This window comes from Sphingomonas sp. RIT328 (assembly GCF_000632225.1).
In the GTDB taxonomy this organism is placed as follows: Bacteria; Pseudomonadota; Alphaproteobacteria; order Sphingomonadales; family Sphingomonadaceae; genus Sphingomonas; species Sphingomonas kyungheensis.
The window spans coordinates 52,884-74,650 of record NZ_JFYV01000034.1 but is presented as its reverse complement, the minus strand read 5'-3'; the positions used below and the strand labels follow the sequence as shown (position 1 = coordinate 74,650).

Annotated in this window: 27 protein-coding genes and 1 tRNA gene; 12 read left to right on the top strand and 16 right to left on the bottom strand. The window is 68.9% G+C overall.

Going from position 1 to position 21,767, the window contains the following annotated elements; genetic code table 11:
• Positions 1 to 238: 238 nt before the first annotated feature.
• Positions 239 to 562 (bottom strand): antibiotic biosynthesis monooxygenase family protein, encoded by a 324-nt coding sequence (locus BW41_RS14340; protein WP_037535325.1) that lies wholly within the window; start codon positions 560 to 562, stop codon positions 239 to 241.
• Between the two features lie 185 nt (positions 563 to 747).
• Between BW41_RS14340 and BW41_RS14335 the strand changes: the two genes are divergently transcribed.
• Positions 748 to 1,359 (top strand): class I SAM-dependent methyltransferase, encoded by a 612-nt coding sequence (locus BW41_RS14335; RefSeq protein ID WP_037535324.1) that lies wholly within the window; start codon positions 748 to 750, stop codon positions 1,357 to 1,359.
• A gap of 90 nt (positions 1,360 to 1,449) precedes the next feature.
• Positions 1,450 to 1,935 carry a MarR family winged helix-turn-helix transcriptional regulator gene (locus BW41_RS14330; RefSeq protein ID WP_037535192.1) on the top strand — a complete coding sequence of 162 codons (486 nt, stop codon included), beginning with the start codon at positions 1,450 to 1,452 and terminating at the stop codon, positions 1,933 to 1,935.
• Positions 1,936 to 1,944: 9 nt separating this feature from the next.
• Here the strand turns inward: BW41_RS14330 and BW41_RS14325 are convergent, their stop codons facing one another.
• A complete protein-coding gene (locus BW41_RS14325; RefSeq protein WP_037535191.1) occupies positions 1,945 to 3,114 on the bottom strand; it encodes a phospholipase D-like domain-containing protein in 1,170 nt (389 codons plus the stop codon).
• Positions 3,115 to 3,237: 123 nt separating this feature from the next.
• Here BW41_RS14325 and rpoZ point away from each other — a divergent pair, with 123 nt between their 5' ends.
• Positions 3,238 to 3,582 carry a DNA-directed RNA polymerase subunit omega gene (gene rpoZ / locus BW41_RS14320; protein WP_037535190.1) on the top strand — a complete coding sequence of 115 codons (345 nt, stop codon included), beginning with the start codon at positions 3,238 to 3,240 and terminating at the stop codon, positions 3,580 to 3,582.
• Positions 3,583 to 4,100: 518 nt separating this feature from the next.
• Here the strand turns inward: rpoZ and BW41_RS14315 are convergent.
• Both BW41_RS14315 and BW41_RS14310 read right to left on the bottom strand, forming a co-directional pair.
• On the bottom strand, positions 4,101 to 4,787 hold the full coding sequence (locus tag BW41_RS14315; RefSeq protein ID WP_037535189.1) for an RlmE family RNA methyltransferase: 687 nt from the start codon (positions 4,785 to 4,787) through the stop codon (positions 4,101 to 4,103).
• A gap of 13 nt (positions 4,788 to 4,800) precedes the next feature.
• Entirely contained in the window at positions 4,801 to 5,823 is a 1,023-nt protein-coding gene (locus tag BW41_RS14310) for a Ppx/GppA phosphatase family protein (RefSeq protein WP_037535188.1), read from the bottom strand.
• 174 nt (positions 5,824 to 5,997) lie between these two features.
• On the opposite strand from BW41_RS14310, the gene BW41_RS14305 reads away from it, so the two are divergent.
• The 3 genes from BW41_RS14305 to BW41_RS14295 all read left to right on the top strand — a co-directional run bounded on the left by BW41_RS14305 (position 5,998) and on the right by BW41_RS14295 (position 7,508).
• Positions 5,998 to 6,071: transfer RNA gene (locus BW41_RS14305), tRNA-Gln, on the top strand.
• 47 nt (positions 6,072 to 6,118) lie between these two features.
• Positions 6,119 to 6,943 (top strand): DUF429 domain-containing protein, encoded by an 825-nt coding sequence (locus tag BW41_RS14300; RefSeq protein ID WP_235199778.1) that lies wholly within the window; start codon positions 6,119 to 6,121, stop codon positions 6,941 to 6,943.
• 7 nt (positions 6,944 to 6,950) lie between these two features.
• Complete coding sequence (locus BW41_RS14295; protein WP_037535187.1) at positions 6,951 to 7,508, top strand: isochorismatase family protein; 558 nt, start codon at positions 6,951 to 6,953, stop codon at positions 7,506 to 7,508.
• Between the two features lie 292 nt (positions 7,509 to 7,800).
• On the opposite strand, the gene BW41_RS14290 is transcribed toward BW41_RS14295, so the two are convergent.
• Positions 7,801 to 8,394, bottom strand: coding sequence for a TlpA family protein disulfide reductase (locus BW41_RS14290; RefSeq protein WP_037535186.1), 594 nt, complete (start codon positions 8,392 to 8,394; stop codon positions 7,801 to 7,803).
• A 16-nt stretch (positions 8,395 to 8,410) separates the two neighbouring features.
• Here BW41_RS14290 and argH point away from each other — a divergent pair, with 16 nt between their 5' ends.
• The 5 genes from argH to BW41_RS14265 are packed head-to-tail and all read left to right on the top strand — an operon-like array spanning position 8,411 to position 13,034.
• On the top strand, positions 8,411 to 9,778 hold the full coding sequence (gene argH, locus BW41_RS14285; RefSeq protein WP_081793126.1) for an argininosuccinate lyase: 1,368 nt from the start codon (positions 8,411 to 8,413) through the stop codon (positions 9,776 to 9,778).
• Positions 9,775 to 10,023, top strand: a complete 249-nt coding sequence (locus tag BW41_RS14280) for a hypothetical protein (RefSeq protein WP_037535185.1) — start codon at positions 9,775 to 9,777, stop codon at positions 10,021 to 10,023. Before argH ends, BW41_RS14280 begins: the two co-directional genes overlap by 4 nt.
• Positions 10,024 to 10,045: 22 nt before the next feature.
• Positions 10,046 to 11,323: a diaminopimelate decarboxylase gene (gene lysA / locus BW41_RS14275; protein WP_037535184.1), complete on the top strand. Its 1,278-nt coding sequence runs from the start codon at positions 10,046 to 10,048 to the stop codon at positions 11,321 to 11,323.
• Complete coding sequence (locus tag BW41_RS14270) at positions 11,320 to 12,084, top strand: precorrin-2 dehydrogenase/sirohydrochlorin ferrochelatase family protein (protein WP_037535183.1); 765 nt, start codon at positions 11,320 to 11,322, stop codon at positions 12,082 to 12,084. The genes lysA and BW41_RS14270 overlap by 4 nt, the downstream gene beginning before the upstream one ends.
• Positions 12,081 to 13,034: a CorA family divalent cation transporter gene (locus tag BW41_RS14265; protein ID WP_037535182.1), complete on the top strand. Its 954-nt coding sequence runs from the start codon at positions 12,081 to 12,083 to the stop codon at positions 13,032 to 13,034. Before BW41_RS14270 ends, BW41_RS14265 begins: the two co-directional genes overlap by 4 nt.
• Here BW41_RS14265 and BW41_RS14260 read toward each other — a convergent pair.
• On the bottom strand, positions 13,001 to 13,651 hold the full coding sequence (locus BW41_RS14260) for a hypothetical protein (protein WP_152542324.1): 651 nt from the start codon (positions 13,649 to 13,651) through the stop codon (positions 13,001 to 13,003). The two genes, BW41_RS14265 and BW41_RS14260, sit on opposite strands and share 34 nt — an antisense overlap.
• A gap of 104 nt (positions 13,652 to 13,755) precedes the next feature.
• On the opposite strand from BW41_RS14260, the gene BW41_RS14255 reads away from it, so the two are divergent.
• A complete protein-coding gene (locus tag BW41_RS14255; protein WP_037535181.1) occupies positions 13,756 to 14,607 on the top strand; it encodes a LysR family transcriptional regulator in 852 nt (283 codons plus the stop codon).
• 12 nt (positions 14,608 to 14,619) lie between these two features.
• Here the strand turns inward: BW41_RS14255 and fliS are convergent, their stop codons facing one another.
• The 10 genes from fliS to BW41_RS14205 are packed head-to-tail and all read right to left on the bottom strand — an operon-like array spanning position 14,620 to position 21,754.
• Positions 14,620 to 15,018, bottom strand: coding sequence for a flagellar export chaperone FliS (fliS, locus tag BW41_RS14250; RefSeq protein ID WP_037535180.1), 399 nt, complete (start codon positions 15,016 to 15,018; stop codon positions 14,620 to 14,622).
• A gap of 1 nt (position 15,019) precedes the next feature.
• Positions 15,020 to 16,519 (bottom strand): flagellar filament capping protein FliD, encoded by a 1,500-nt coding sequence (gene fliD, locus BW41_RS14245; protein WP_037535179.1) that lies wholly within the window; start codon positions 16,517 to 16,519, stop codon positions 15,020 to 15,022.
• 49 nt (positions 16,520 to 16,568) lie between these two features.
• A complete protein-coding gene (locus tag BW41_RS14240; protein ID WP_037535178.1) occupies positions 16,569 to 17,708 on the bottom strand; it encodes an EscU/YscU/HrcU family type III secretion system export apparatus switch protein in 1,140 nt (379 codons plus the stop codon).
• Positions 17,708 to 18,478: a flagellar biosynthetic protein FliR gene (fliR, locus tag BW41_RS14235; RefSeq protein WP_037535177.1), complete on the bottom strand. Its 771-nt coding sequence runs from the start codon at positions 18,476 to 18,478 to the stop codon at positions 17,708 to 17,710. The genes BW41_RS14240 and fliR overlap by 1 nt, the downstream gene beginning before the upstream one ends.
• A gap of 3 nt (positions 18,479 to 18,481) precedes the next feature.
• The gene (gene fliQ, locus BW41_RS14230; protein WP_037535176.1) at positions 18,482 to 18,751 is read right to left on the bottom strand and encodes a flagellar biosynthesis protein FliQ; all 270 of its coding nucleotides are present in this window, start codon (positions 18,749 to 18,751) and stop codon (positions 18,482 to 18,484) included.
• A 10-nt stretch (positions 18,752 to 18,761) separates the two neighbouring features.
• Positions 18,762 to 19,640: a flagellar type III secretion system pore protein FliP gene (fliP, locus tag BW41_RS14225; protein ID WP_037535175.1), complete on the bottom strand. Its 879-nt coding sequence runs from the start codon at positions 19,638 to 19,640 to the stop codon at positions 18,762 to 18,764.
• The gene (locus BW41_RS14220) at positions 19,637 to 19,891 is read right to left on the bottom strand and encodes a flagellar biosynthetic protein FliO (RefSeq protein ID WP_037535174.1); all 255 of its coding nucleotides are present in this window, start codon (positions 19,889 to 19,891) and stop codon (positions 19,637 to 19,639) included. The genes fliP and BW41_RS14220 overlap by 4 nt, the downstream gene beginning before the upstream one ends.
• 9 nt (positions 19,892 to 19,900) lie before the next feature.
• Complete coding sequence (gene fliN, locus BW41_RS14215; protein ID WP_037535173.1) at positions 19,901 to 20,203, bottom strand: flagellar motor switch protein FliN; 303 nt, start codon at positions 20,201 to 20,203, stop codon at positions 19,901 to 19,903.
• Positions 20,200 to 21,138, bottom strand: a complete 939-nt coding sequence (locus tag BW41_RS14210; protein WP_037535172.1) for a flagellar motor switch protein FliM — start codon at positions 21,136 to 21,138, stop codon at positions 20,200 to 20,202. Before BW41_RS14210 ends, fliN begins: the two co-directional genes overlap by 4 nt.
• A gap of 4 nt (positions 21,139 to 21,142) precedes the next feature.
• Positions 21,143 to 21,754 carry a flagellar basal body-associated FliL family protein gene (locus tag BW41_RS14205; RefSeq protein WP_037535171.1) on the bottom strand — a complete coding sequence of 204 codons (612 nt, stop codon included), beginning with the start codon at positions 21,752 to 21,754 and terminating at the stop codon, positions 21,143 to 21,145.
• Between the last annotated feature and the right edge of the window lie 13 nt (positions 21,755 to 21,767).

The window sequence follows — 21,767 nt, the reverse complement described above, 5'->3', positions numbered from 1 at the left end:
CCGCCCTTCATCGAACTCAGGGCCAACGAGGAGTCAGGACTAACGGAAGAAGTCAGGGGCAGGGGGGAGGAAAGCGGCCACCCCCACCCCCGTTCGCGCTCAGCCTGTCGAAGCGCCGCTCTTCCCAAGCGCCGCGCCGGCCGTTGCGCGGACGTCATCCGCGCTGGCCTGACAATACCTTAGCCATGCCCACGGCAGCATTGCTGCGCCGAAATCGTCATGACGGCCGCCCGTCGGCTCAACCGCGCGTCCAGCGGTACGCGCGCGTCGTCTCGCTCACGGTGACCGTGTACCAGTCGTACCACACGGCCCGGCCCTGCTCGCGGATCGCGACATGCTCCGGATGGTCGCGCCACGCCGCGGCGGTCACCGCGTCCGCCCAATAGCTCACCGTAATGCCGAGCCCGGCCACGTCGCGCACGCTGTCGACGCCGCGATAGCCGGGTTGCGCGGCGGCGAGCGCGTCCATCCGCGCTGCCGCGGCGTCATAGCCGGCCGGATCGGCGCCGGTGCGCTGCGATACGAAGATCACCACCATCGTGCCCGCGTCCCGCGTCGTCATCGCTGCTCCTCCGACGTCCTCGGCGCGGTCCATTCTAGGCCGGCGGGGACGCCGGACAAGCGCGCCGGCTGCGGTGAAGCGTCGCGCAAACGCAACCCTGTGTCTTGAAACGCGTTCGGGAAACGTGGCACGGGGTGTCACCCGCGGGTCGAACGCGGGCCGATCACGAACACGACAGGATTATGATGCCCAGTCCGACCACCGCCGCACGGCGCAATTCCCGTCCTGCCGGCGTGCCGAGTCCGGTCTCGATGTTCTTCCAGGGGTTTCTCAAACATCCGGTGATGGTGGGTTCGATCATCCCGTCGTCGGACCGTCTGATCCGCAAGATGCTGAGCCGGGTCGACTGGAGCGCGTGCAAGCTGTTCGTCGAATACGGCCCCGGCGTCGGCACCTTCTGCCGGCCGATCCTCGAACGGATGGCGCCGGATGCGACGCTGATCGCGATCGACACCAACGCCGATTTCATCCGCTACCTCGATCACACCATCACCGATTCGCGCTTCGTCGCGGTTGAGGGTTCGGCAGCGGACGTCGAGCAGATCGTTCGCGACCACGGTCATGACCATGCCGATTATGTCCTGTCGGGCCTGCCCTTTTCGACGCTGCCCGCCGGCGTCGGCCCGGCGATCGCCGCGGCGACGCACCGCGTCATCCGCACCGGCGGCGCGTTTCTGGTCTATCAATTCTCGCCGAAGGTGAAGGATTACCTCACCCCGCATTTCGATGCGATCGACCACGATATGGAATGGTGGAACGTGCCGCCGGCCCAGCTTTACTGGGCTTGGAAGGAATGATCCAAATCTACCAGTAAAATCGATATTTAACATCGCTGGCGGGTACGAATCGGCTTTCCTTTCATCGCAGGTTAAGATAGCCCGTCCGTTATGGACGCACCCAAGCTCTCGTCTGCGCTGTTTCTGCATGATGCCGCGATTCGGCGGGGCATGGAATTGATGATCTTCGCCCAGTCGCGCTTCGTCCGCAGCGCCGACGAGAAGCTGGCGGAGATCGGCCTGGGGCGCGCGCACCATCGCGCCATGTACTTCATCGGCCGCAAGCCCGACATCACCGTCGGCGAGCTGCTCAACCTGCTCGGCGTCACCAAGCAATCGCTCGGGCGGGTGATGAAGGATCTGGTCGACCGCGATCTCGTCCAGATGCGGCACGGCGACCTCGATCGCCGCCACCGCCTGCTCCGCCTCACCGACAGCGGCGCGGCGCTCGAACTCGCGCTGTACGAAGAGCAGCGCGAGCGGATGGCGTCGGCCTATTCCTGCGCGGGGCAGGAGGCGGTGGCCGGCTATTGGTCGGTGCTCGAGGCGCTGATCCCCGAATCCGCCCGCGCCGACGTCAACGCGCTGGGACGCTGAGGTTCGCGCTCAGTCGTCGATCCCGAAGTTGAGCCCGCGCGACAGGCCGGGATCGACCACCGCGATCAGCAGATAGGCGAAGAACTGGCGGATGCGCTGGATCGGCCCGGTATGCGCGCGATACCAGCTTGGCGTGATCGGTTGCGACCGGGCGATCTCACCGTCGACATAGCCGCGGACGTGATCGGCAAAGGCGCGATCCTCGACCCGGAACATCAGCTCCATGTTGATGAACAGGCTGCGCATGTCGAAATTGGCCGAGCCGACGTGCACCGCATCGTCGATCACGTATAATTTGGTGTGCAGCTTGGTCGGCTGATATTCGAACACTTGCACGCCCCGGCGCAGCAGGCCGGCATAGGTGAAGCGTGCGGCGGCGATCGTCGCATTGTTGTCCGACTTGGCGGCGGTGACGATGCGCACCTTCGCCTTGCGCCGCCCCGCCTTGTCGAGCCGGCGCAGGATGGTGGGCGAGGGGGTGAAATAGGCAGCGATGATGTCGATCCGCTTGCCGCGGCGCAGGTCGTCGCGCACCGCCCGCGCCCAGGGCGACAGCCGCCGCGTCGGCCCGCCGATCAGCCAGCGCGTCGCCCCGCGCGTCTCGCTCCAGCGCGACAGGGCGGCGTTGAGCCGGCGGATCTTGCCCTTGGGCTGCCGGGTCCAGTCGTGCAGTGCGTCGAAATAGCCGGCGAGCCGCCCCGCCGCCGGCCCCTCGACGAGCAGGCCGAGGTCGCGCCATGCCGCGTCGGCGGGGGTGCCGAAATAATCGTCCTCGACGTTGAAGCCGCCGACGATGATCCGCTGCGCCGCGGTGCTTGCGTCGGCGAGCGCGAGCTTCTGATGGTTGCGCAGCAGGTAGCGTCGCCCGAAGCGCGGCGAGAAGCGGCACACGGAGATCCCCGCCGCGCGCAGCGGCGCATAGAAGGCGTCATGCCCTTCGCTGCCGAAGCCGTCGACGATCAGCGCGGTGGCGACGCCGCGCTCCGCCGCGGCGACCAGTGCGGCATTGACGCGCCGTCCGGTCGCGTCGTCGGCATAGATGTAGTAGAGAATGCGCAGGTCGTGCCGGGCGCCGTCGATCAGCGCGAGCAGCGCGTCGAGCCGGCGCGGGCCGGTGTCGAGCAGCGTCAGCCGGTTGCCGTCGACGGTGAACGTCGGCTGGGGAGCGGGATCGGCCATCACCCGTCTGTGGCCGGCTCGCGGGCGTCGCACAAGCGCGGGTGAGCGCATTTCTTGACTTGGCACGCGCGGCGGCCTAGTCGTCTCCCTTCACTGCATCGGTATTTGCGAAGGAAAGCGTCCATGGCGCGCGTCACTGTCGAGGATTGCGTCGACAAGATCCCCAACCGCTTCGACCTCGTGCTGTTCGCGGCGCAGCGCGCGCGGCAGATTTCGGGCGGCGCCGAGCTGCTGCTCGACCGCGATCGCGACAAGAATCCGGTCGTCGCGCTGCGCGAGATCGCCGACGAGATGGTCCGCCCCGATTCGCTCGAAGAGGCGGTGGTCAACAGCCTGCAGCGCGTCCAGATCGACGACGATGACGAGGTCGATGCGGTCGGCTCGCTCACGGCCTCCGCCGAAGCGCTGCGCCTGACCGCCGCTGCGCCGCCGCGCAACCAGAATCTCGGCGCCGACTACGACGGCTGATCAATCGGTCGGCGGATTGGCTTGTCTGACCCGCGTCACGACCCGATTGCCGGCATAATATGACGGACGACGCGGCCTTGCCGCGTCGTTTGCGTTTGGGCGCGGTTGTGGTTGGTTCTCTGAAGAGAGGGTGGCTGCCTCACCCCATTGTCATCCCCGCGCAGGCGGAGCCTCCGCGAAAGCCTCGGCCCCGCCCAAAAGGCGCGGTCACCCCGGACTTGGTCCGTGGTCCACAGTGCAGCAAAATCAAAAGCTTAAGCTCTTGCGGGGCAGTGGATGCCGGAACAGGTCCGTCATGACGAAGGACGTTCCGCAGAGGTCTCGCGCAGGCGCGGATTTTACACGCTCCGGCTCGGGCCGGAACGTGCGCGTCTGAAACCTCGCCCGCGCGGGAATGACGACAGAGGAAGCGGCGTGAGGTGCGGACGCGGCGTGGCGTCCCGATCCCGCCGCGGCAAAGCCGCGCCGTCATTCGTCGCGTGCCGCGACGCTGGCCGGGGATCGGCCCGCGACGCGGATCAGCGAGGCTGATCCGCTGGCCGATCCCTGCCCTTGAACCCCTGCGCGACGACGAACCACTCGACCGAGCCCTTGCGGCTCGACGGCGGCTTGGCGTGCTTCACGGTGGCGAAGTTGCGCTTCATCTCGGCTACCAATTGCTGGTCGGCGCCGCCGGCGAAGACCTTCGAGACGAAGGTCCCGCCCTTCTCCAGCACCTCGACCGCGAAGGCGAGCGCGGTCTCGACCAGCGCCATCGTGCGCAGCGCGTCGGTCTGCGGATGACCGACGGTGTTGGCCGCCATGTCCGACAGCACCAGATCGGGTGCGCCGCCGAGCGCTTCGATCAGTCTGCCCGGCGCGGCATCGTCCATGAAGTCCATCTCGAAGATCGTCACGCCGTCGATCGGGTCGACGGGCAGCAGGTCGATGCCGACCACCGCCGCCTTGGGCAGCCGCCGGCGGATCACCTGGCTCCAGCCGCCCGGCGCGATGCCGAGGTCGACGACCCGCTTCGACCCGCGGATGATGCCGAACCGTTCGTCGAGCTCGATCAGCTTGTAGGCAGCGCGGCTGCGATAGCCTTCCGCCTTGGCCCGTTTGACATAGGGGTCGTTGAGCTGGCGTTCGAGCCAGCGCGTCGATTGCGCGGTGCGGCCGCGCGCCGTCTTGACCCGTGTGCGCAGGCCGCCGCCATCCCGGCTCATCGCCTGATCCTCGTCATGGTCTGGGGCTTCCCATCAAACGTCGCAAAATGCCTTCGCGGATGCCGCGATCGGCGATGCCGAGCCGCTCGGCCGGCCAGAGATCGAGGATCGTCTCGAGGATCGCGCAGCCGGCGACGACGAGATCCGCGCGTTCCGACCCGATACAGGCGAGCTGCGCGCGTTCGCGCACCGATTTGCGCGACAGGTCGGTGCTGATCCGCCGCATCGCCTCCGCCGGCACGATCAGCCCGTCGACCTGCGCGCGATCATAATGGCTGAGGCCGAGGTGGACGCTGCCGAGCGTCGTCACCGTGCCGCTGGTGCCGAGCAGCCGCGGCCGCGCGACGTCGCGCGGCAGGCGGCGGGCGAAATCGGCGACGCTGTCCGCGACGATCTCGCGCATCCGCACGTAAGCGGCGAGGCGGCCCGGCTCGCCGTCGCCGCCGCCGGCATGTTCGGTGAGCGACACCACGCCCCATGGCGCCGAATGCCAGTCAAGCACGCGCGGCATCTCGCCCGGCTTGGTGTCGATCAGCACGAGTTCGGTCGAGCCGCCGCCGATGTCGAAGATCAGCGCCGGGTCGTCGCCCGGCTCGATCAGCGCATGGCAGCCGAGCACCGCGAGCCGCGCCTCTTCCTCGGCCGAGATGATGTCGAGGTGGATGCCGGTCTCCGCATAGGCCCGCGCGATGAAGTCGGTACCATTGGCAGCGCGACGGCACGCCTCGGTCGCTACCGAACGCGCCAGCGTGACGTTGCGGCGCTTCAATTTGTCGGCGCAGACGCGCAGCGCGGCGATCGTCCGCTCGATCGCGGTATCGCTGAGCCGCCCGGTCGCGGCGAGTCCCTCGCCGAGGCGGACGATACGCGAGAAGGCGTCGACCACCGCGAACCCGTCGCCCTGCGGGCGCGCGATGAGCAGGCGGCAATTGTTGGTGCCGAGATCCAGCGCGGCGAAGGCCTGCGCATCGGACCAGCGGCCGCGGGGCGGCCGGCTCGGCGCCGGACGGGCAGGGGTGTCCTGCCGGTACGGCATTCGGGCGGATCGATCCCCCATAGCCGTGGTGACTTTCTATTTTATACTGCCGTCGCGGGACGATACCCGCTCGGTGCTTGCCCCCTAGGTAGCGCGGCAAAGGCCTTGCGACAAGTCGAGGCGCGATAGCCGTTGACAGCCCTCCACCCCCGCCCTAAACGCGCCGCCTGCGATTGCCCGATCCTCTAATGGTAAGAGAGCGGACTCTGACTCCGTCAATCAAGGTTCGAATCCTTGTCGGGCATCCAGTTTTCGCCGTTCCGGCGGTTTCCCATCTCCTGTGATCATGGATGTCGTGCTCGGCATCGACGCGGCGTGGACGGCGACGCGGCCGAGCGGCGTCGCGCTCGCCGTGCGGCAGGCGGGGCGGTGGACGTTGCGGGCGGTGGCGCCGTCCTATGCGCATTTCCTGGCGCTGGCGCATGGCGAGACGCTGGACGGCGCCCCGACCGGGGCGGTGCCCGACGTGCCGGCGCTGCTCGATGCGGCGCAGCGGCTGGCGGGAGCGCCGGTCGGACTGGTCGCGATCGACATGCCGCTGGCGCTGACGCCGATCACCGCGCGAAGGCCGTCGGATAACGCGATCGCGCGGGCGTTCGGCGCCTGGCATTGCGCGACCCATTCGCCGAGCGCGGAACGGCCGGGCGCGTTGAGCGACAGGCTGCGGGCCGGCTTCGCTGCGGCGGGATATCCGCTGCGGATGCAGGATGCGCCGGCGGGCGGCCTGATCGAGGTCTATCCGCATCCGGCGCTCGTGCGGCTCGCCGGTGGCGCGCGGCGCCTGCCGTACAAGGCGGGCAACAGCGCCAAATACTGGCCGGGCGAACCGCTCGCGGTGCGGCGCGGGTTGCTCCACGCCGAATGGCGGCGGATCGCGGCGCTGCTCGCGACGCGGTTCGACGGGCTTGCCGACCGCCTGCCGCCGCTTGCCGACCGCCCTTCGGGCATCGACGCCAAGGCGCATGAGGACATGCTCGACGCGATCGTCTGCGCCTGGGTCGGCGTCACTGCGCTCGACGGGCAGGCGGAGGCCTATGGCGACGACGATTCGGCGATCTGGGTGCCGCGCGCCCTCTCGCCCTGCGACTCGCCGGGAACCGCGGCGGGCGCGGCCGGTTGAGCGCGACATGCCGACCTTCGATCCCCGCTCCACCGCCCTGATCCTCATCGACCTGCAAGACGGCATCGTTGCCGGCGACAAGGGGCCGCACAGCGCCGACGCCGTCGTCGCCGCGGGCAAGACGCTCGCCGCGCGGTTCCGCAAGGCGGGCGCGCCGGTGGTGCTCGTCCACGTCGGCGTCACGCCCGAGACGATGCCGAGCCTCAATGTCGACCAGCCCCGCCTGCCGGCCGAGGGGACGCCGCCGGCGTTCAGCGCCTTGGTCGACGGGCTGCGGCAGGACGGCGACCTCGTCGTGCTCAAGCATCATTGGGGTGCCTTTACCGGCACCGACCTTGATCTGCTGCTGCGCCGCCGCGGCGTGAAGACGGTGGTGATCGCCGGCATCGCGACGAATTTCGGCGTCGAGTCGACGGCGCGCGTCGCGTGGGAATTGTCCTATGACGTGGTCGTCGTCGAGGATGCGAGCACGTCGCGCTCGGCCGAGCTGCACGACTTTGCGGTGCGGGAGATCCTGCCGCAGATCGCGCGGGTGGTGAAACTGGAGACGGTCACCCTCAGCTGATCGCGTTGGAAGCGCATATCGGGTCGCCGAGTGGGTCCCTCGCAAGTCAACCTGCGGAACCCCGCCCTTCGACGAGCTCAGGACTAACGGCGGGGGGATGGCCGATCCCGATATAATTGCCGTTCGCGCTGAGCGTGGCGAAGCGCACCCCTCCCCAGGGAGACATCACCTGCAGAGCCGCGCCTTTCCAGCCCGGACGTGATGGCGGGCAGCGAGCCTCAACCTTCCCCGGCCGGATTGCATTCGAGGGCACGCCCGCCTGCCCACGCAATCACCATCCCGCGAATCAGGCTCACCCCGCCTCGGCGATCAGCTTGGCCGCCGCGGCGCTGTTCCAGTCGTTGCCGCCGTTCCAGCGCCACACCTCCTTGCCCGCAGCGTCGAACAGCACCGTCGTCGGCAGCGTCGCGCCCCAGCCCGTCGCCAGCGCCATCGCCTTGTCGTGATAGGGGACGAGCGTCGGTGCGCCATGCGCCTTGAGGAAGGCGGGAACGTCGGCGCCGGCGGCGCTGTCCTGGCTGATCGCGGCGATGCGGATATGGCCGCTCTTCGCCAGCGCCTCGAGCGTCGGCAGCTCGGCGACGCAGGGGCCGCACCAGGTCGCCCACAGATTGACCAGCACCGGCTGGCCGCGGAAGGCGGCGAGCGTCACCGGCTTGCCCGCGGCATCGGTGAAGGGGGTGGTCGGCGCCGCGGTGCCCTTGTGGCTGCGATCGAGGCCGATTGCCGCGCCGGAACTGGTGCCGGTCGCCTCGTCGGGCGATACGGTGGTCGCATCGGCTTGCGCGTTCGCTTGCCCGGAGGACGTGCTTTGCCTATCGCAGCCCGCGGCGGTGAGCGCCAGGAGACAGACGATCGCGACGCGCGTGGAAGAGGCCGGGAGCATGAGCGGTTCCAATTCGATGTGGGGCGGCAGGTTCGCCGAAGGGCCCGCCGCGGTGATGCGGGAGATTAACGCGTCAATCCCGTTCGACAAGCGGATGTGGCGACAGGATATCGCCGGATCGAAGGCGCATGTCGCGATGCTCGCGCAGCAGGGCATCGTCGCGGCCGAGGATGCCGCGGCGATCGACGCCGGGCTGGACGCGGTCGCCGCGGATTACGAGGCGAACGGCGTTGCCGAGGATCTCGCGCTCGAAGACATCCATATGCAGACCGAGGCGAAGCTCGCCGCGCTGATCGGCCCGGTCGCCGGGCGGCTGCACACCGCACGCTCGCGCAACGATCAGGTCGCGACCGATTTCCGCCTGTGGGTGCGCGACGCGATCGATCAGGTGCTCGGCGCGCTCGCCGCGCTGACCGACGCCTTGCTGACCCGCGCCGAGGTGCATGCCGATGCGGTGATGCCGGGCTTCACCCATCTGCAATCCGCGCAGCCGGTGACGCTGGGCCATCATCTGATGGCCTATGTCGAGATGATCGCGCGCGACGTGTCGCGCTTCCGCGATGCCCGCGCGCGGATGAACCTCTGCCCGCTCGGCTCGGCGGCGCTCGCGGGGACGAGCTTTCCGCTCGACCGCGCGATGACCGCCGCCGCGCTCGGCTTCGACGGGCCGACGCGCAACAGCCTCGATGCGGTGAGCGACCGCGACTTCGCGCTCGACTATCTCACCGCGGCGACACAGACCGCGCTGCATCTGTCGCGGCTCGCCGAGGAATTCGTGCTGTGGGCGTCGCAGCCGTTCGGCTTCGTCGCCCTCTCGGATCAATGGTCGACGGGCAGCTCGATCATGCCGCAGAAGCGCAATCCCGATGCCGCCGAGCTGGTGCGCGGCCATGCCGGGCGGATCATGGGCTGCATGACCAGCCTGATGGTGACGATGAAGGGCCTGCCGCTCGCCTATTCGAAGGACATGCAGGACGACAAGCCGCCGGTGTTCGAATGCCATGACCTGCTCGGCCTGTCGATCGCGGCGATGACCGGGATGATCGCCAGCGCGACCTTCCGCACCGACCGGATGCGCGGCCTCGCCGAGAGCGGCTTCGCGACCGCGACCGATTTCGCCGACTGGCTGGTGCGCGAGGCGGGGCTGCCGTTCCGCGAGGCGCATCACGTCACCGGCCGCGCGGTCAAGCGCGCCGAGGAGCTGGGCGTGCGGCTCGACGAACTGCCCTATGCCGAGTTCGAGGCGATCGATCCCCGCGTCAACCAGAGCCTGTACGACGTGCTGTCGGTCGATGCCTCGGTCGCCAGCCGGACGAGCTTCGGCGGCACCGCGCCCGCCAATGTGCGCGCCGCGATCGCCGCGGCGCGGGAGAGTCTGCGATGAAACGTCCGATCGCCTTCGTCCCCGTCGTCTCGCTGCTGCTGGTGCTCGCCGGCTGCGGCGCCGCCAAGGAATTGCAGCCCGCGCCGGGCCGGCCGCTGCCGGTCGCGCCTTACGGCGCCAAGGCGACGCCGACGCCGGCGCAGCTGATCACGCCGACGACGCAGCAGCGACCGCAGCGCAGCGACGAGCTGCTGCGCAATTCCGAACAGCGGCGCGCCGACGATTTCGATCTGCCGCCCAACTAACATTCGAATCGATCCACGCCCGATGAACCATTTCGACCACCGCGACGGCATCCTGCACTGCGAGGACGTGCCGCTGACCCGTATCGCCGATGAGGTGGGGACGCCGGTCTATGTCTATTCCACCGCGACCTTCCGCCGCCACGCGCAGGTGTTTCGCGAGGGGCTGAAGCCGCTCGGCCGCATCCACCTGGCGTATGCGATCAAGGCCAATCCCAATGTCGCGGTGCTGCGCCTGCTCGCCGAGGAAGGCTATGGCGCCGACGTCGTGTCGGGCGGCGAGATGGCGCGCGCGCTGGCCGCCGGCATACCGGCGGCGGACATCGTCTTCTCGGGCGTCGGCAAGACCCGGGCCGAGCTGTCGCGCGGGCTCGACGAGGGCATCGGCCAGTTCAACCTCGAGCTGGAGGAGGAAGGCGTCGTCCTCGCGCGGCTCGCCCATGCCAAGGGCAAGCGCGCGCCGGCGGTGCTGCGCGTCAATCCCGATGTCGACGCCGGCACGCATGCCAAGATCTCGACCGGGCGCGCCGAGAACAAGTTCGGCGTGCCGATCGACCAGGCGGCGGCGATGTTCGCACGGCTCGCGCCGCTCGACGGGCTCGATCTGCGCGGTGTCGCCTGCCACATCGGCAGCCAGCTCGCCGATCTGTCGCGGCTCGAGGAAGCCTATCGCCGCATCGGCGTGCTCGTCGCCGAGCTGCGCGCGGCGGGGCATCGCATCACCCATGTCGATCTCGGCGGCGGGCTCGGCGTGCCGTACAAGGCCGGCGACACGCTGCCGAGCCCGGCCGATTACGGCGCGATGGTCGCGCGGGTGACGGAAGGCTGGGACGTCGAGCTGATGTTCGAGCCCGGCCGGGTCATCGCCGGCAATGCCGGCGTGCTGCTCACCGAGGTGATCTGGGTCAAGCCGGGCGTCACCAATCCCTATGTCATCGTCGATGCGGCGATGAACGACCTCGCCCGCCCCGCGCTTTACGATGCCTGGCACGATTTCGACGCGGTCGCGCCGAGCGGCGAGCGGATGACGGCCAATATCGCCGGGCCGGTCTGCGAGAGCGGCGATACCTTCGCGATGGGGCGCGACATCGATGCGGTGGTGAGCGGCGACCTTGCAGTGTTCCGCACAGCGGGCGCCTATGGCGCGACGATGGCGTCGACCTACAACAGCCGCGCGCTGGTGCCCGAGGTGCTGGTCGACGGCAACCGGTTCGCGGTGGTCGCCGACCGGATCGCCGCGGAGACGATCCTCGCCGCCGAGCGCGTCCCCGACTGGCTGATGCCGGGACGCGATCCGGCGTGACGCTGCACAGCCTGCCGCTGTTCGTGCGGCTGGCGGGCCGTCCGGTGATCCTGCTCGGCACCGGCGAGCCGGCCGAGGCCAAGCGGCGGCTGCTCGACCGCGCCGGCGCGGTGATCGTCGGCGAGGAGGTCGATGCGGCGCTGGCGGTGGTCGCGATCGAGGAGGAGGATGCGGCGGTGGCGGCGGTCGGGCGGCTCAGGGCGCGCGGCATCCTCGTCAACGCGGTCGACCGGCCCGAATTGTGCGATTTCACCACGCCCGCGATCGTCGATCGCGATCCGGTCCTCGTCGCGATCGGCACCGGCGGCGTGTCGGCGGGGCTGGCGGCGGCGCTGCGCCAGCGGCTCGAGGCATGGCTGCCCGCCGGGCTCGGCGCGCTCGCCACCCGGCTGCATGCGGCGCGGCCGGCGTTGCGCGCGCGCTACCCCGATGGCGGCGAGCGGCGACGCGCGCTCGGCGCGGCGATGGCGGCGGGTGGCCCGCTCGATCCGCTCGGCGCTGTCGCGGACGTCGATGTCGACGGCTGGCTCGCCGCGGACCAGCCGCGCGGCCGCGGCCATGTCCGCATCACGCTCGGCTCGCCCGATCCCGACGATCTGACGTTGCGGCAGGCGCGTGCGCTCGCCAATGCCGATCGCGTCATCCACCATCCCGGCGTGCCCGCCGCGATCCTCGACCGCGCCCGTGCCGATGCGGCGCGCGAGGCCTGGCCCGCGGCGGCGGCGGGCGAGGGGCTGACCGTCGAATTGGTGATGGCATGAGCGGATTCGGCTATCGCGTGACCGGCGGCGCGGTCGAGCGCGTCGCGGTCAAGGAGGCGCTCGCCTGCACCGCCGATTTCGTCTGGGTGCATCTCACCAGCAACGAGGCGGAGGCGCAGGCCTGGCTGCGCGATGCCGCCAAACTCGATGATTACGTCGTCGACGCGCTCACCGCTTCGGAGACGCGGCCGCGCTGCGAAGCCTTTGCCGATGGCGCGCTGCTCAACCTGCGCGGCCGGTCGTCGGAGGAGATGGCGAGCGGCGATCCGCTCGCCTCCGTGCGGATCTGGGCGATCAAGGGGCGCGTCTATTCGGTGACGCGGCGGCCGCTGATCGGCATCGCCGACGTCGAGACGCAGATCGCGGCTGGCACGATCGTCGACCCCGGCGACTTCATCGCCGCGGTGGCGACCGCGATCACCACCGACCTCGATCCGCATGTCGCCGACCTCGGCGACGAGCTCGACGATTGCGAGGAGCGGCTCGACGCCAATCGCGTCTTCGACCTGCGCCGGGTGGTGACGCGGGTGCGCGTCACCGCGATCGGCTACCGCCGCTTCCTCAGCCCGCAGCGCGCCGCGCTCGAAAAGCTGGCGGCGCTGCCCGGCGCGTGGCTCGCCGAGGACGATCGTCGCCACCTCGCCGCCGCCGCCGATCGCGCGGCGCGGATGACCGAGGAGGTGGAATCGATCCGCGAGCGCGCCTCGCTGATGCACGAGGCGCTCACCGACCTGCGCAGCGAACAGATCGACAGCCGCTCGCTGATCATCTCGATCATCGCAATGATCTTCCTGCCGCTGACCTTCATCACCGGCGTCTACGGCATGAACGTCGCCGACCTGCCCTACGCGCAGGAGCCCTGGGCGTTCGATGCGATCATGGGGCTTTGCGCCGCGATCGCCGCGACGGTGCTCGGCTATTTCGCGCACCGCCACTGGTTCCAGAAATAGGGGCGTGCCGTCCGGATCGCCGCAGACAGGCGCAAGGCCAAGGCGAGACACAGCGCCGCGGCGAAGGGTAGGTAAAAGCCATCGTGGAGGGCGCGGGGGACATAGGATTTGGCGAAGGCGAACCAGATGTAATAGCCGCCGACCCAGTGCAGCCACCGCCACACAGTCGTCCCGATCATGCGCGCCGAGGCGCGGAACGACGTAGCCGCCATGGCGAGGATGAAGGCATAGCCGATGCCGTTGAGCATATAGCCCGACGGCTGCTGCGAAGCGTAGAACGCATCGGCATCGGCCCGGATAGAGGCCCCGATCGCCAGCGCATGGACGAGGTGCGATCCGGCGAAGGCAACGCCCAGGTAGCGACGGTTCCGCATCAGCCAGCGCGATAGCGACATGGGCCGAAGGCGATGGAGCGCCGATGCGGTGAAGGCGCTGAGGAACAGGACGAGCGAGGCACGCGCGGTCATGCGGAGGGCGGAGCGCGCGCCCATGCTGCCGCCGATCCCGACGATCAGGACCAAGGCTGACGCGAGGACGACTGCTGTGACGATGCCGGTCAATCGCCATCCCCCTGATCGGATGACGGGGGCGTGGGCGGCATTGGCGGGAGCGGGCATGCTGCACCTCATCCGGTATCGGAATGCCGGACGCTATGCATGGCCGGCATTCAGCAAACTAACGACGATTGCTAGCGCCATTCAGTGCGGTTTATGATCGATCGATGCTCGATCCGGTCCTCCTCCGAAGCTTCCTCACCGTCACCGATACCGGCAGCTTCACGCAGGCCGCTGCGACATTGCACCTGACCCAATCCGCGGTGAGTGCCCATTTGCGGAGACTGGAAGCGGATGTCGGCCATCGGCTGTTCGACCGGACGACGCGGACGGTGGTGCCGACAGCGGCGGGACGGCAGCTGGCTGGCTATGCGCGCAGTATCCTGGCGCTGACTGCCGAGGCGCGCCTCAGTCTCGACGCCCGCCGCCACCTGCGCGGCCGAATCCGCGTCGGAGCGAGCGAAGGGATGGCGAAGGGGCCGCTGATCGAATGCCTGCGGCGTTTCGGCACGTCGCACGACGGGGTCGAAGTCGCGTTGCAGATCGGCCTGATGGGGGATCTGCTCGACCTGGTCGATCAGGGCGGACTCGATGTCGTGCTCGGCAGCCGCTGCGGCAGCGACCCGCGCGGCGAGGCGTTATGGTCGGAACCGCTCGTCTGGGCGGCGGCGGCGCACGTCGACGCGACGCAACCCATCCTGTCGCTGGCGGTCTATCCCGACGCCTGCCCCTATCGTGCCGCGGCGATCGAGGCGCTGGCGCGGGCCGACCGACGCTGGCGGATCGCCTGCCAGAGTCCGAGCGGGGAGGGCCTGTTGATGGCGGTCGCCGCCGGGCTGGGGATCATGCCGATGACGCGATCGGCCTGCCGGGCAGCCGATCTGCGCGAGGTCGACGGTTTGCCGGCACTGCCCCCTGCGCAATTCGTGCTGGTCAACCGCGGCGCGACCCCGGCGGCGACGGCGATTGCCGACGACATCCGGCGTTGCATGACCAATCACGTCGTATCGAACCGTTGACCAACCGCGTTCTCACGCCGCGCGCGCGGTGCGCCACGCTTCGGCGATCTCGCTGAGGCTGTTGGCGGCGGCGCGGAACGGCGCGGGATCGTAGCCGACCGAGGCGGCGATCACCGTCTGGCGGATACCGGCATAGAGCCGCGCCAGCGTCGTCGACACCTCGCCGCCGCGCTCGAAGTCGAGGCCGGATTCAAGCGCGAACAGGATGGCGGTGGCGCGCGTCACGCGCTCGCTCTTGGTGCGCAGCTGGTTATGCTCGACCGCCCAGGCCGCCGCGCGCAGCGCCGACACCAGTTCCTCGTACAGGAGCTGGACGAGGCCGGGCCCCTGCGCCTCGGCGGTGCGGCCGACGACGTCGATCTGGCGATAGGTGGCGTAGGGATCGCCGCGAAGAGCCGTTGCGTACGCCATCTTACTTGTCCGAATTCCACGCCTTGATCTGGTTTTCGAGGAACGTCTGGGTCGATTTGTAGGCCGCGACCTTGCTGTTCATCGTCGAGAATTGCTGGGTCAGCCGGGTCGACATCGCATCCGACAGCGTCGTGATCTTCGCCTGTTCGTCGGTGAGATCGGTCTGCGCCTTGGTATAGCGGGTGGTCGAGGCGCCGAGCCCGGTGATGCTACTCGCCGCGGCGAGCGAGATGCCGTTGAGCGTGCTCGACAGGCCGATGGCATTGCCGGTCGTCGGCGCGAACATCGCCTCGACCTCGTCCGGATAGGCGGCCATCATCTTGTTGAGCGTTGCCGTATCGACCGACAGCGATCCGTCGCGATTGGTCGAGACGCCGATCTGCGCCAGCGTCGTCGGTGCGTTGGTGCCCGGGTTGGACACCAGCGTCTTGGTGGTCAGCGACTGGAGCGAGCGCACCATCGTCTTGGCGGCGGTGTCGCTCTTGAGGTCGCCGGTGCTCGCATCGGTCAGCCCCTTGGCGCTGGCATAGACCTGATTGTAGGTGTCGACGAAATCCGCCACCGCCTGGGCGACCGCGCTCGTCGGCCGCGTGCTCGACAGCGCGACCGGGCCGCCGGTCACCGCGTTGAGCTGGAGCTTCACGCCGCTGACCAGGTCGGAGATGGTGTTGCTGCTGCGCTGCACCGCGACGCCGTCGACCGTCAGCTGCGCATTGGCGGCGGTGCCGGTCAGCGTCATGCCGCTGTTCGGGCCGACGTTGAACTGGCTGAGCGCGCTGGACGAATCGTCTGCGGTGAGGGTGAAGGCCTGGTCGGTGCCGGTGGTGCCCTTGAGCGACAGCACCGCCTTGCCGTCGGCATCGGTGATGATGCTGGCGGTGACGCCGGCCTTGGCGGCGTTGATCGCGCTGGCGATGCCGTTGAGGCTGCCGTCGGTGACGTCGATCGAGACCGCCGCGCCGCTGCCCGCGGTGAAGCCGGTCATCGCGGTGCCGGCGCTGTTGTAGGTGGCGCTGCCGAGCTGGAGCGTCAGCTTGCCGGTGGCGATCGTCGCGGTGCGATCGGCGACCGCGGCGGACCGCGCGCCCTGCGCCGAGGCGAGCGCGCTGACGGTGACGCTGGTGCTGAGGTCGCCGACCTTGGCGCCGCTGATCGCCGAGACGCCGAGCGCGGTCGCATTGGAGCTGACCGGCTGCGTCTGCAGCGTGCCGCCGGTGCTGAGCGTGCCGAGCGCGGTGGCGAAATTGCTGATCGTGCTCTTGAGCGTGCCCGCGGCCGAGATCTGGGCGGTCAGCGCGGTGTTGCGGCTGGTGATCGAGGCGTTCTTGGCGGCGAACTGCGCCTGGACCAGCGCGGTGACGAGCGAGGCGGTGTCGACGCCCGATCCGGTGTCGAGCGAGGTGAGCACCTGCTGCGCGGCGGTCTTGGTGACGCTGGCGCTGCTCGTCGCGGTGGTGGTGGCGGTGCTGGTCGACGTCGTGGTGGCAGTGGTGGTGGTCATCGTCGCACTCCGCGCTTTATCTCTGATAACGGCCGCCGCCGCCGGACGTTTAGGCTTTGTTGCCGGTTATCTTGATGCCGTGTTCGTCGAAGCGGGCGCCTTCCGGCACGTCGATCGGCGGCTGGACGATGCCGCGCGCCGCGGCGTTGACGTTGAAGACGAAGGCGAGGACGGTGGCGATCGCGACATAGAGGTCGTCGCGCACCTCCTGGCCTTCGCGGCTGGTGTAATAGACCGCGCGGGCGAGCATCGGATATTCGAGCACCGGCACGCGCATCTCACCCGCCGCCTCGCGGATCGCCAGTGCGATCGCGCCGCGGCCCTTGGCGACGACCACCGGCACCTGGTCCTGACCGCGATCATAGCGCAGCGCGACCGCGAAATGCGTCGGGTTGGTCAGCACGACATGCGCCTCCGCCACCGCCTTGCGCACGCCGCCGCTCGCCAGCGCGCGCTGCATCGCCCGCTGATGGCCCTTGGCCTCGGGCGAGCCTTCGGTTTCCTTGTGCTCGTCGCGCACCTCCTGCTTGGTCATGCGCAGCTTGCTGAGCAGTTGCAGGATCTGGACCGGCACGTCGAACAGCGCGATCGCGAACAGGCCGCCGGCCATCGCGATCATGATGCCGGTGAAGGTGCCGCCGAGCTCCGCCACCGCATCGCCGAGGCTCGACGAGGTGAGGCCGAGCGTCGCGCGGCTCGACGACCACAGCATATAGGCGCCGATCGCGCCGAGCAGCACGACCTTGAGCAGCGACTTGCCGAGCTCGATCCATCCTTGCGGGCCGATGATCCGCTTGAGGCCGGAGGCGGGATTGATGCGATTGCCCTTGAAGGCGATCAGCTTGTTGTTCCAGGTCAGCGAACCGAGCCCGGCCGAGCTGAGGATCGTCGCGACCATGCTGACCGCGAACAAGGTGATCAGCGACGGCAGCAGCTTCCATCCCGCCTGCTGCAACGGCCGCCACGGCGAGAAATCCTCGACGTCGGTCCGGTCGAACTGGAAGCTCGCCGCCATCACCGCCTTGCACGCCGCGATCAGCGACGGGCCGGCGAAGATCAGCCAGGCGACGCCGGCCATCACCACCAATGCGGTGGCGAAATCCTTCGACTTGAGGATGTTGCCGTCTTCGGCGGCCTTTTGCTTGCGCTTGGCCGTCGGGGCTTCCGTCTTGTCGCCACCCTCCGACATCAGCCGATCACCAGACCTTGGGTCGCGGCGAGCCCTTCGCGGACGATGACGAGCATGTAATCGCCCATCGCCGGGAAGGCGACGGCGAGCGCGACGACGCCGACGGCGAGGCTGGCGGGCAGGCCGACCGAGAAGAGGTTGAGCGCGGGTGCGGCGCGGCTGACCATGCCGACGATCAGGTTGAGGCAGAGCAGCAGGAAGCCGACCGGCAACGCGAGCAGCAGTCCGGCGAGAAAGGCATAGCCGCCGAAGAAGGCGATCTGCCGCAGCCGTTCGGGCGCGATCCAGCTGCCCGGCGGCATCGTCTCATAGCTTTTCACCAGCAGCTCGACGAGGACGAGATGACCGTCCGCCGACAGGAACAGCAGCGTCAGCATCACCGTGAAGAACTGGCCGAGCGCGGGCGTCGAGCGGCCGTTCTGCGGATCGATCGACGAGGCGAAGCCGATGCCCATCGACCCGCCGATGATCTCCGACGCGATCATCGGCGCGGCGAAGGCGATCTGCAGGATGAAGCCGATCGCGGTGCCGACCAGCGCCTCGGCGAAGATCGCGAGGAAGGTCGCCGCCGCAAAGATCTGCGCCGGCGGCACCACCGGATGGACCTTGAGCACGAAGATGCCGATCGCGCCCGACAGGCCGACGCGCACCGGCAGCGGCACCGCCACCGCGCCGAACACCGGCGCGACGATGAACGCCGCGCCGATCCGTACCATGACGAAGATCAGCGCCCAGATCTGCGGTTCGATGGCGAGGCCGAAGCCGAGCATCGACTACTTCACCAGATCCGGGATGCGTTCGAACATGCCGACGGTGAAATCGGTGAGCAGGCCGAGGATCAGGCTGCCGAAGATCATGATCGAGAAGGCGACGACCAGCAATTTGGGGACGAAGCTCAGCGTCTGTTCGTTGATCGAGGTCGCCGCCTGGATCATGCCGAGGATCAACCCGGCGAGCAGCGCCGGGATCAGGATCGGCGCGCTGGCGAGCGCGAGCACCCACATCGTCTGATTGGCGACGGTGAGGAAATAATCGGCGTCCATGATTGGCTCCTCAGGTCGCGAACGAATTGGCGAGGCTGCCCATCGTCAACGCCCAGCCGTCGACCAGCACGAACAGCAGCAGCTTGAACGGCAGCGAGATGATCGTCGGCGACAGCATCGCCATGCCGAGCGCCATCAGCACCGAGGCGACGACGAGATCGATGACGATGAACGGCAGGAACATCAGGAACCCGATCTGGAAGGCGGTCTTGAGTTCGGAGGTGACGAAGGCGGGGAGCAGCACCGCGAAGGGGATGTCGGCGGACGCGCTATAGGGGCCGGACTTCGCCATGTCGGCGAACATCGTCACGTCCTTGATCCGCGTCTGCTTGACCATGAAGGCATGGAGCGGCGCACCGGCGCGCTCGATCATCTGCGTGCCGGCGAGCTGGCCGGCGGCGTAGGGCTGGATCGCCTGCGTGTTCATCTGGCTGATCGTCGGTGCCATGATGAACAGCGACAGGAACAGCGCGAGGCCGATCAGCACCTGATTGGGCGGCGTCTGTTGCAGGCCGAGCGCCTGGCGCAGCACCGCGAGGACGATGACGATGCGGGTGAAGCTGGTCATCATCAGCAGGATGCCCGGCAGGATCGTCAGCAGGCCCATGATGATGAGGACCTGGAGCGACAGCGACAGCGGCGCGCTCTGCGTGCCGCCCGAGGCGGCGCCCGAACTCAGCTGGCCGAGCGCGCGGTCGACCGCATCGCCGACGCCGGGCGCCGGCGCGGCGGGCTGGCCCTGCGCGAAGGCGGGCATCGCGATCAGCAGCGCGAGCGCGATCGCGAGCATCGCCCAGATCCAGCGGCGCGCGGCGGGGCGGGCGGCGCGCGGGCGGGCGCTGCGGATCAGCGCCGGGCCATGGCCGCTGCGGGTGACGGTGACGCTCACAGGTCGGCCTTGTCGATCAGGGTGACGCCGCCGCGACCGACCGAGACGAGCAGCCGCCTGCCTTCGAAATCGAGCACCGCGAGCCGCAGGCCGGGCGAGATCATCATGGTTTCCTTGATGCCGATCAGCCGGTTGGGTGCCTTGCCGGGCATCCGCGTCTCGAGCTTGCGCCACGCGTACAGGCAACCGATCATCAGGCCGCAGACCAGCGGCAGCAGGATGACGAGCTTGAGGATATAGGACCAGAGCATCGGGTGTCTTCAGCCGCGCGAGGGGGTGGATTTGTCCGGCGTGACCAGCTCGGTCATCCGCACGCCGAAACGGTCGCCGACGGTGACCACCTCGCCGCGGCCGATCAGCGTGCCGTTGACGAAGACGTCGAGCAGCTCGTTCGCCTGCCGGTCGAGCTCGATCACGCTCGACTCGCCGAGCGCGAGCAGTTCACGCAAGGTCAGCTGGGTCGAGCCGATCTCGACGGTCAGCTTGACGTCGACGTCCTGAAGCAGCCGGAAATTGGCGGCCACCCCGGCATCGAGCGGGAAGCCGCCGGTCATATCGTTCATGCGTCAGGTCCTTCGTCGTCGAATCGGGCAATGGAGGTGAGGCGGACGGCGGCATGGCCGTTCGAGGTGCCGACGGTGCCGCGGCCGAGGCAGTCGCTGCCGACCATCACCGGCACTTCCGGGCCGAAGCTGATCGGGATGACGTCGCCCGGCTTGAGGTTCATCAGCATCGACAGCGGCACCACGGGTTCGGCGAGCACCGAGCGGATCGGGAAGCGCACGTTCATCGCGGCGCGGGTCAGCGAGGTGCGCCACGCCGGGTCCGCCTCCTGCTTGTCGAGCACCTTGCCGGTCAGCGTCGGCGCATGCGGCTTGAGCGCGGTCACCGGGTAGAGCAGGTCGATGAACACCGGTCGGGCGTCGCCCGCGGCGATGCCGAAGCGGGTGACGATCATCGCGTCGTCGGCGTCGGTGGCGAGCATCGCCGCGCTGATCTCGACCCGCGTCGGCGTGAAGTCCATCTTGGCGAGCGGTTCCCAGGCGGCGCGCAGCGGCCCGGCGATCGCCGCGCCGATCTTGCCGACGATCGCCTCGGCGGCGGGCGAGAATTCGGTCGGGATCACCGCCGGCGCAGCGCCGGTGCCGCCGAAGAACAGGTCGAGCATCTCGAGCACGAACACGCCGTCGAGCACGCACAGGCCGGTCGCGCCCTGCGGCGCCATGATCAGCGGCAGCCAAGCGGTCAGTCCGTCGGCGCGCTCGGCCCGATAGTCGCCGAAGCGCTGGACGACGAGCGGCTCCGCCCAGGCGCGCACCTCGCGCCGCAGCAACGGCTCGAACACGCCGCGCAACGCCCGCGCGAGGCGCGCGGAGAGGTGCTGCAACGTGTGAAGATCACCGAACGGATTGAGCTTGGCTTCGCCCAGCCCCGCCGCATGGGCGGCAGGCCGGCGTTCGCGCGCGCGTCGTTCCGTGGTTGATCCGGCGTTAACCATGGGCTCACTGAACAACGAAATTGGTAAAGTAGACGTTACTGACGCCGCCGAATCCCTCTTTTTGTTCGAGAACCGCGTTGATCGCCTTGGCCAGCCGCTGCTGCATCTGCTGCTTGCCGGCAGAGGTGAAGACCTGCTCCTCGGGCGTGTCGCCGAGCGCGAGCAGCACCGCCGAGCGGATCGCGATATCGTTGGTCTTCAGATTCTCGATGACGGTGTCGTCATAGGGGGTCGAGATGGCGATGCCGACCTGGATGACGTGCACCGAATCCTGCAGGTTGGACGTGAACTGCGGGTCCATCGTGTAGTAATTGGACGCATATTTGTCGCCGTCGCCGCCCGAGGGGACGTGCTTGCCGCCGCTCGCCGCCGCGTCGCCGCCATGCCCCTCACCGCCTTCGCCGCCCGCGGCGGGACGCTTCTGTTCGGACTTCGGGACGAGCTTGGGGCCGTGGTCCTCCGGCGCGGCGGCATGGCCGCCGATCAGCCCGCTGCTTGCCGCATAGACGCCGGCGCCGACGCCGCCGCCGACGAGCGCGATCAGCGCGACCGCCATGATCACGATCTTCATCTTGCCCCCTTTCTTCTTGGGGGCCTCTGCGGGTTTGTCGCTCATCGTTTCGGATCCT

What these genes read in the sequence shown, in the direction of transcription:
- BW41_RS14340 (WP_037535325.1), bottom strand. Translation starts at nt 562, where the DNA reads ATGACGACGCGGGACGCGGGCACGATGGTGGTGATCTTCGTATCGCAG.
- BW41_RS14335 (WP_037535324.1), top strand. Translation starts at nt 748, where the DNA reads ATGCCCAGTCCGACCACCGCCGCACGGCGCAATTCCCGTCCTGCCGGC.
- BW41_RS14330 (WP_037535192.1), top strand. Translation starts at nt 1,450, where the DNA reads ATGGACGCACCCAAGCTCTCGTCTGCGCTGTTTCTGCATGATGCCGCG.
- BW41_RS14325 (WP_037535191.1), bottom strand. Translation starts at nt 3,114, where the DNA reads ATGGCCGATCCCGCTCCCCAGCCGACGTTCACCGTCGACGGCAACCGG.
- rpoZ (WP_037535190.1), top strand. Translation starts at nt 3,238, where the DNA reads ATGGCGCGCGTCACTGTCGAGGATTGCGTCGACAAGATCCCCAACCGC.
- BW41_RS14315 (WP_037535189.1), bottom strand. Translation starts at nt 4,787, where the DNA reads ATGAGCCGGGATGGCGGCGGCCTGCGCACACGGGTCAAGACGGCGCGC.
- BW41_RS14310 (WP_037535188.1), bottom strand. Translation starts at nt 5,823, where the DNA reads ATGCCGTACCGGCAGGACACCCCTGCCCGTCCGGCGCCGAGCCGGCCG.
- BW41_RS14295 (WP_037535187.1), top strand. Translation starts at nt 6,951, where the DNA reads ATGCCGACCTTCGATCCCCGCTCCACCGCCCTGATCCTCATCGACCTG.
- BW41_RS14290 (WP_037535186.1), bottom strand. Translation starts at nt 8,394, where the DNA reads ATGCTCCCGGCCTCTTCCACGCGCGTCGCGATCGTCTGTCTCCTGGCG.
- argH (WP_081793126.1), top strand. Translation starts at nt 8,411, where the DNA reads ATGTGGGGCGGCAGGTTCGCCGAAGGGCCCGCCGCGGTGATGCGGGAG.
- BW41_RS14280 (WP_037535185.1), top strand. Translation starts at nt 9,775, where the DNA reads ATGAAACGTCCGATCGCCTTCGTCCCCGTCGTCTCGCTGCTGCTGGTG.
- lysA (WP_037535184.1), top strand. Translation starts at nt 10,046, where the DNA reads ATGAACCATTTCGACCACCGCGACGGCATCCTGCACTGCGAGGACGTG.
- BW41_RS14265 (WP_037535182.1), top strand. Translation starts at nt 12,081, where the DNA reads ATGAGCGGATTCGGCTATCGCGTGACCGGCGGCGCGGTCGAGCGCGTC.
- BW41_RS14260 (WP_152542324.1), bottom strand. Translation starts at nt 13,651, where the DNA reads ATGCCCGCTCCCGCCAATGCCGCCCACGCCCCCGTCATCCGATCAGGG.
- BW41_RS14255 (WP_037535181.1), top strand. Translation starts at nt 13,756, where the DNA reads ATGCTCGATCCGGTCCTCCTCCGAAGCTTCCTCACCGTCACCGATACC.
- fliS (WP_037535180.1), bottom strand. Translation starts at nt 15,018, where the DNA reads ATGGCGTACGCAACGGCTCTTCGCGGCGATCCCTACGCCACCTATCGC.
- fliD (WP_037535179.1), bottom strand. Translation starts at nt 16,519, where the DNA reads ATGACCACCACCACTGCCACCACGACGTCGACCAGCACCGCCACCACC.
- BW41_RS14240 (WP_037535178.1), bottom strand. Translation starts at nt 17,708, where the DNA reads ATGTCGGAGGGTGGCGACAAGACGGAAGCCCCGACGGCCAAGCGCAAG.
- fliR (WP_037535177.1), bottom strand. Translation starts at nt 18,478, where the DNA reads ATGCTCGGCTTCGGCCTCGCCATCGAACCGCAGATCTGGGCGCTGATC.
- fliQ (WP_037535176.1), bottom strand. Translation starts at nt 18,751, where the DNA reads ATGGACGCCGATTATTTCCTCACCGTCGCCAATCAGACGATGTGGGTG.
- BW41_RS14220 (WP_037535174.1), bottom strand. Translation starts at nt 19,891, where the DNA reads ATGCTCTGGTCCTATATCCTCAAGCTCGTCATCCTGCTGCCGCTGGTC.
- fliN (WP_037535173.1), bottom strand. Translation starts at nt 20,203, where the DNA reads ATGAACGATATGACCGGCGGCTTCCCGCTCGATGCCGGGGTGGCCGCC.
- BW41_RS14210 (WP_037535172.1), bottom strand. Translation starts at nt 21,138, where the DNA reads ATGGTTAACGCCGGATCAACCACGGAACGACGCGCGCGCGAACGCCGG.
- BW41_RS14205 (WP_037535171.1), bottom strand. Translation starts at nt 21,754, where the DNA reads ATGAGCGACAAACCCGCAGAGGCCCCCAAGAAGAAAGGGGGCAAGATG.